At 42.5% G+C, this 7,822-nt stretch carries 2 protein-coding genes; both read left to right on the forward strand.

Annotated elements, in window-relative coordinates; all coding sequences use genetic code 11:
* Positions 1–231 precede the first annotated feature (231 nt).
* Complete coding sequence (locus KDK15_RS04835; RefSeq protein ID WP_257294233.1) at positions 232–4,167, forward strand: hypothetical protein; 3,936 nt, start codon at positions 232–234, stop codon at positions 4,165–4,167.
* A gap of 146 nt (positions 4,168–4,313) precedes the next feature.
* On the forward strand, positions 4,314–7,691 hold the full coding sequence (locus KDK15_RS04840; RefSeq protein ID WP_257294234.1) for a PAS domain-containing hybrid sensor histidine kinase/response regulator: 3,378 nt from the start codon (positions 4,314–4,316) through the stop codon (positions 7,689–7,691).
* The last annotated feature ends 131 nt before the right edge of the window (positions 7,692–7,822 follow it).

Below are 7,822 nucleotides of genomic sequence, written 5' to 3' on the forward strand. Positions count from 1 at the left end.
CCCACATCCATGTGGTCGTGCGCGAGATTCGGGGCAGTTTATGAAATATCCGGGTCAGGAGCTGTTCAGCTTCTATTATGAACTAGACTTCAGTTCATGCCCAGAGGACCTATCAGTCCTCTTTGTCATCCTTAGCGGTATTTGGAAATATTGTAATAGGAGTACCCTGATACTCTGAGTATGCAACTAAACTTCAACAGGCCCATTCCGGCCAGATCTAAACCAAACAGGATGTATAATATGCTCCCAGCTGGAAAGCCTGAAACTTCCTACGGGATGCAGGTACGCTCGAAAATCGATATACCAGAGCCAGAGTATCCACTAGGAGAGATACAAATTGCCGGTGCTAAAAGGCGTGTGATCTCTCTTGCAGTACATGGACAAGTCTTCAGTGAGAACTTAATAAACAAGGGAGTCGGGAGAGTTGCAGGGGTTAAAGACAGGGGATGTCGTCTGGTTGAGCGTCCTGAGTTAATTAAGTGGTTAACGACTGAAGTTGCGCAAAGTCGTTTATCAGCATCTGATGTAATGTGGTCTCACAGGGAGATCAAGAAACAGAAATCAGATTACAGTACTCTCAGTCAACTTGAAGACTTGGCAGTGTTGATGGGTTTTGCGAAAAGTTTAGGGTTTACCAGTCATTCAGGTCAGGGTAGTAGCGCACTTCTTCACCCTGTCATGGAGAAATTTGTCGCTTTGTTCGACAGTGAAAACCTCTCGTTGAATTCTTTTTATGAGGTGATGTTTTATGCAAGGGATGATGTAGATAAACTGTATTTGCACATAAAACATTCACTTGCTGTGACGCTGTTAACCCCTGATATTATTCCCGATCAACAAGACCCCTTTGATCACCTTACTCTTGATCGGGATACACGCCCCGGTCCAATGCATAGTCCTAATGGCATCTACATTGAATTGGATTGTATTGAGGGTGATAGAGCGTTTTCAGGATTAATTAATCGAGTAAGATTACTTGATCCAATTGATAGAGAATCTAATATGAAGTTCCTGATTCGCTTTCGAAAAAATATTCCTGATGATCAGATTGTTTCTAAAATTGCCAGCTATCGACTGGTCACTGGATGCCCGGACAGGAATCAACTTTATTTTTCATGCAGTGTCCCTGTAACAACAATACAAAAAGGTAAGCTGTTTATTGAGTTGCAAGCCCCATTTATCATCTGTCCTGAACCCAATCTTGATGAGATATTTGATGTTGAAAAGGAATGTAAATCAACGAGGGATAAGCTGGAAAGAAATCCCGATGGAACTATAAATAATCAAAGGAATAGGGATCTTCTGCACCAGAAGTCTATACCGATTGTCAGAAATACAAAGCAGACTACGCCTGAGAAAAATGGCTTTGTTGGTGAATATCTTGGCTCAGGAATTGCGCAACGTGTATTTACCCATGCAGAGTTTAACAAATTAGCGGCAAAAGAAATCATGCGCCACATGAATCTTTCTACGTCTGGAACAACGATCAGGACATTAGATAGTACACAAAGAATATGCTCGTGTGTGATGACAGAACCCCTGCTGGGAAAAAGCGGAGAAATTAAATTTGTACTGAGTCCTATAGAATATATAGCTGTGCCGTATCAGGATGACACTATTGGTGATGAGCCGGTTTGTGAGTTTGATTTTTCCGAAAAAGGAGTTTCCAATGGTGCTGCTTCTGCTGATAAGTCAATGGTGGTCAGGAAGATAAGGAATAGTGCATCAGAGTCCGATGCTTTCAATAATGTTGATGTCGTCTCGCTTAGAGCAGAGGATGACGAGTCTGTGATGTCCGACAACCATAATTTGGCGGAAAAAATGGACGTTAATGGAGGTCAGGTTAAACCAAAACCTCATGAGGAGGATCATGTAACGGTGTTAGGGTTGCAGAGGAAATACGACCAGGGAGAGATGGTTGAATATATATTGAAAGATCCAAATGAGAAACCCGAGGTTAAATTTGAAATCATTAAAGGTATTCTGGATTTGATAGACAGGTGTGACCGTTTTAACAAGATTATCGAGGAAAAAGGTAACGGCTGGGTGATCAAATGTGTTATTGATGGGAATTTTGCAAATTTTGCCTATGACCGGAAGAAACATCAGCTTATTTATCTTGATGTTGCCCCTGCAACGATTACCATCGATGGACAGATTTTGCCAGGGAATCAATTTATGATGGACTGGATTCCTGAGCGACATGACTTTATTTCTAAAATGTCTGAAGATCCACAGATGTCAAAACTGTTTGTGCTGGTAATGCTGACAAATGATCTTCGTCAACTTGAAAAAACACAATCCAGACTGGTAAGAGAGTCGGTCAGTCATGAGTCACATAAAGAGGAAGCCTTTTCGCTACGAGATGTGGTCAGCAAGGTGTCTTCTTTGCTGGCTGAAGATGATCGATTTTTATCCTGGTGTGCTTACCATTTTTTTTCAGACTCTGAAATGATTATGGAAAGGCTCAAATATAATGAGGAAGCGTCTTTGGGGGCTGAATTTACTGATGTTGTATCGAGTTTATTTGATAAGTATATAAAAGATCCCTGGGTTGATTTTGATAAAAGTGCAGTTCCTCAGACTGGCCCGGTTGATTCGGAAAAAATCAAGTCTTTGCCATTATCAAGAAGAATGGAATTGCTTCGATTGTTGTCTGATGTGGTTTTTGGGCACATGAGACGAATAAAGAAGAGTTTGGCTGACATCTCATCGAAGAAATTAGCTGGCAATGGCATTGTTCACAGTGGGAGGAAAGAAAGTATCTTATCCAATATTGAATCCGAAACAATGATGCAGGGTGCTATAAAAGGTGATGCTGTTCATTTCTTTTCAACTGCTTGTGCTACAGAAGACATGTTTAATGAAGTTGCTTTTCATTGGCTGAAAGAATGGGAAGACTTCCATGACTATAAACCCATAGGGGATGAAAGCATTAATAGTGTTTTTGGATTAAGTAGCCAGTTATTGTCGGATGCCAAGTATGATGATAGTACTGAATCTATAATGATTACCATTCCTTGCTTTCAACGATTGACCAGAAGGATTTATGGTGAAAAAGTTGATGTTCTCGTGGTTGAGCCTTTTTATGGGCATGATAAGAAATTTCGAACGGCTTTATATCAGTGGCGGTCTACGTCTCAGGATATATCTCTCCGTTTGGAAGAATGTACTGGGGTTGAGGCATTTCATGATACTCTGGAGAATTTGACAATGGATACAATGGTACTTGTTAATCATCAGCCAGAGAATTCATATCTGATTGGTGATGTTAGGGCAAACCCATGGTCCAGTATCTTCGTCAGGAAAAAAGGAGGGCAGGCTAGTAAGCTGAATTGTTCTTTACAAGTTACTTGTATGAAATGTCAAGATGTTTATGCAAAGTTATTTTTTGAAAAAGTTCTTCAGGGTTTGAAAGGGCTCTACGAAGCCAGAAAGAAAATAAGTCTGCCTGATGAAAAGAGTGAAAAGTTCTCAGATGAGGATTTCCTTAAGAAGCTTGTTGTATGGGTTCCGGGAAGCTGTGCTGAAACCAGGAAGATTCAACCGGGTGTTGAGCATGTCTTTATCAAAATGAATTTGTCTTCTAGTATCATGACTCGATTAAAGCCTTGGCTTCGTGGTTATGTAGATATGATACAAGATGAATTTGGTCGGGAACACTCTCCAAGAGTGTACCTGATTATGCCATTACCTTCACAAAAGGTAGCTGCTCAAAACAGGCTGGCAAATTCTATAGATGATCCTCTACAGCCCGGTAAAATCGCTAAAAAAACGCCAGAAACTGAGGTTTTGCCAGTCACAAGAGAGCAGTTACCACAAAATACCAGAGAGTATGCTCGTTGGATGTTATGTCTTACGAAGGATAGAAATGGCAATGACATATCATTCATGAACTTTACCAGTGGGCTTACTATGAATGTCCTTCAGGAAAAGATTAAGAAAAGTATTAAAGAATCGCCATCTTCCAAACCTGATTTTTTGTTTATCGAGGGGGGGTATGGGTATAGGTCGGGTCATTTTCTACTGCATGATACGCCAGTCGTCAGAGTATGCAGCGGTTATGATGAGGACTTTCTCAAAGAAATAGACGGCATTAGTCCTGTGGAAGATCTATCCTTTAAATCAGCAGCTGTGAGTAGATCATGGGCTTCCAATATGGACTGAGATACCGATAGTATGAACTCTATGGGGTGTGAGAAAGAAGTCAATGAGAAATTCTATAGCCGTTGATAATACGGGTCATGTTGGATGATGATTTTCTGATAAACATGGTTACTCATATAAAATGTTTATGGATGTCATTTGGTTTTATGGCTACATCTATCCGTCAGAAGATTACGTTATTCAATCTGCTACCAGCAATAGTTTTTTACAGTATTATTACGTTTGTTTTTCTATACTTTACCTTTCGTACGGCCTCTGAGGAAATTGGCAGAAGGCATCTTAATGAAACCCTGCGATATGCGGCATCCGTTGATACGAGAATCAGTAAAGTTATTCTGGCTGGCAGGGCCTTATCCTTATCTGCCACTGGGGTTTCTTATCATGACCTTTCTGCCAAAGTTATTTCAATATTCAGAGATATGCCCTATGTGAAGTCGGTATCCATTGTCGATTTTGAAAAGCAGAGTGGGGTGTTGATAAAAAGTAAAGACTCTGTTTATTTTGATTGGATGGTCAAAAAGTTTGTTTCTGGAGATCAAGGTTCAGATTACTCCATTCCTGATCAAATCTATTTATCAATAAACAATAATTTAGATTATGACTGGTATGTTAATACTGAATTAACCGGATCCATTTTTTATACCAGCTTTCTGGTCAGGGTTTCTGATGATAGCGATCGGAGTCGCTTTCTAAGGCTTGATCTGGATGCCGCCAAACTGGTTAATATGCCGATAAATCTGGATTTTCGGGTTCGCCTGATTATCGCGGACCCTTTCGGCCATATTGTCTACGCCAATGGCATATCGCTACTGAAGTACAGAACCATTGAAAAATTCTCACGGTTTGGGCCTTGTGAGGGCAGTGGTGAACTTTATTTTCCCTCGGAGAATGGCGGTTCGTTCAGGCATTTACTTTATAGCCCTGTTAAACCTTCTAAGCCTGATGAACCATGCGGGGTTATGAAAGATGTTTTGCACAATGTTGTCAAGGAGGGCAGGCTTGTCAGTGTCCGTATTTTAACCAGGGGTAGTTACAAGTGGTCGGCAGCTGTTCCTATTAAATCCACCGGTTGGTTTTTCAGTTACAGCATAATGGAAACTGACATCATGAAGCCGGTTTATAAACAGGCCTTTTTGAGCGCAAGCCTGATTGGTCTGGCTATGGTTTTAGCCATCATATGCTTATGGGGGGTCTCTGGCCGGATTACACGCCCCCTGAATGAGTTAAAACGTGAGATGAATACGTTTGGTTTCCTGCCAAGTGACTCAAGCGATAATTTCCAGGATTCAAAGGATGAGGCTGTCAGTCTGAACAGGAGCTTTATCCGGTTAAAGGAGAGACTGTTAAATCGAGAAGAAGCTTTGCAAAAAGCACGGGCGCAAAATATGGCCAGCCTTGTCCAGCAGCTAAGAGGACGTTATTTCTATTTTCATCTGGTCAGTTCAGGGGATATTACCTATGTAAGTCCATCAATTACTTCAGTACTGGGTTTCACCGAAGACGAGTTTTCTGGAAAAATTCAGGGTTTCTTAACGGATTCCGTAATTAACGCTTCCTTCAGAAGCGTCCTGAAGCAATTGCCAAAAGGGGTTTGGCAGGAAACATTTGAACTGGAATTTTTTCATAAAGATGGTTCCATACGCTGTATTGAAGTGGGTTGTGCGGGACACGCCAATAAAAGTTCTCTAACCCAGAAAAACACAAGCCAACACCTGGACAGCATTGAGTGTATGGGGAATGATATTACCCATCTTGTTCGAGATACGGAAAAATTCAAGGCGCTGATAGCCGGTTCGCCCGACGCCATTGTCATCACCGATACGGCGGGTGTCATCAACCTGGCGAACCCCAGAGTCGAAGATCTCTTTCGTTACCATGAGTGTGATTTACTGGGCCTGCCATTAGCACTGTTAATTGATCCTGAGTACCGGTCAGATCTAATGCTGCTGAAGGAACTCGACTCAGATGACATTGACAGCCATTGTCTGGAGGCAAGGCTCTCCCGGGGGGTTGATAAATATGGTCATGGATTTCCCGTTGAAATATCCAGCAATGTTCTGACCACAGCCGATGGTTTGCTGATATCCATCGTCTTTCGTGACATTACCCAGAGAAAGCGGATCGAAGGCGAGTTGCTGAAGGCTAAAGAAACGGCAGAAAAGGCCAGTCAGGCAAAATCTTTATTCCTGTCACATATCAGTCATGAACTGAGGACCCCGCTTAATGGCGTCCTTGGTTATGCCCAGCTACTGTTAGCTGACAGTGATGTTCCCGATAAATACCGGGAAAGTCTGTCATCCCTTGAGGCCTGTGGTTTGCATCTTTTGACCATGATTAATGACATCCTGGATATCACCAAGATTGAAAGTGGCATTGTGAGAACCCAGGTGGTGCCTTTTAATATCCGGGTGACTTTGGATATGGTCTTTGCCAATTTTCGTGAGACCGCTAAAGCCAAAGGCTTGAACTTACTGCTTGATATTCTTCCCAATGTGGAGTTGGAGATCGTTGGAGATAATGTCAAACTGCGCCAGGTGTTGATCAATTTGATTGGCAATGCCGTAAAATTTACTGACTCCGGCAGCGTCTATCTGAAGGTTTTTGTAAAAGGTGAAAAGCTTCAATTTGAAGTACTTGATAGTGGTGTTGGCATTGTATCATCAGATTTGGCGCAGTTGTTTCAGCCATTCACTCAGCTGAAGAAGGGGCAGGAATGTGGCGGAGCCGGTTTGGGACTGTCTATCAGTTATCGCCTGGTGGAAGCCATGGGGGGAGAGCTTCAGGCTGAGAGTGAGCCTGGCAAAGGAAGCCGTTTCTATTTCAGTATTCCATACCAGGTTAGCCAGGGGGAGAGCAGAAAAGTGTTGGCTGACTCGACCCCGGGAAACGCTGGATCTGAGATAAACCCAGAACGCTTTAATAAACGTCAAATTCTGGTGGTTGACGATAGCATTAATAATAGAGATATGTTGGTAAAGGCCCTTAAGTCGAAATCTTTTCATGTTGAGGCTGCAGAGGGAGGTTTTGAAGCGGTGGAAAAATGCAGAACCACTCGCTACGACCTTATTTTGATGGATCTTAGAATGCCCGGTCTGGATGGCTTTGATGCTGCCAGGGCGATTCACCGTATTGGCCGACAACAATCCATAAAGATAATGGCCGTGTCAGCCAGTGTGTCAGAACAGACAAGGGTAAAAATTGCGGATTCCGGATTTTGTGACTTTATTGCCAAACCCGTGCGCTTTGATGAACTGTTTAATTGTATTTATCACCATTTGGAAAATGATGACGGCTTGCCTTCTGACTTGCCGCTCTCTGATAGTTGCCAGAAAGAAATGGTGACTGCCTTGAAGCTCTTGCTTGAGATAGGTGACCTGAAAACACTGGAAGAAAAAGCAGAAGGGTGGTCTTTGCAGCCCGGTTATGGCAACGTCCCTGAAAAAGTTATCGAGTTGTGTAAGCTACTGGATGTCATGGGGCTGGAGACACTCTATAACGCCTTACTGGATCATTCTGGCTCATAGCGATACCAATTTCACCTTCTATAAATAATGAGCTGCGCAGCCATTTTGAACAGCTGGATCTTCGTTGGAATTCCTTGCAATAGCCCTGCTATTACTCGTCATTCCGCCTTGCCCAGCTGTCCAAAATGACT

Source organism: Endozoicomonas sp. YOMI1 (assembly GCF_024606345.1).
Taxonomy (GTDB): domain Bacteria; phylum Pseudomonadota; class Gammaproteobacteria; order Pseudomonadales; family Endozoicomonadaceae; genus Endozoicomonas.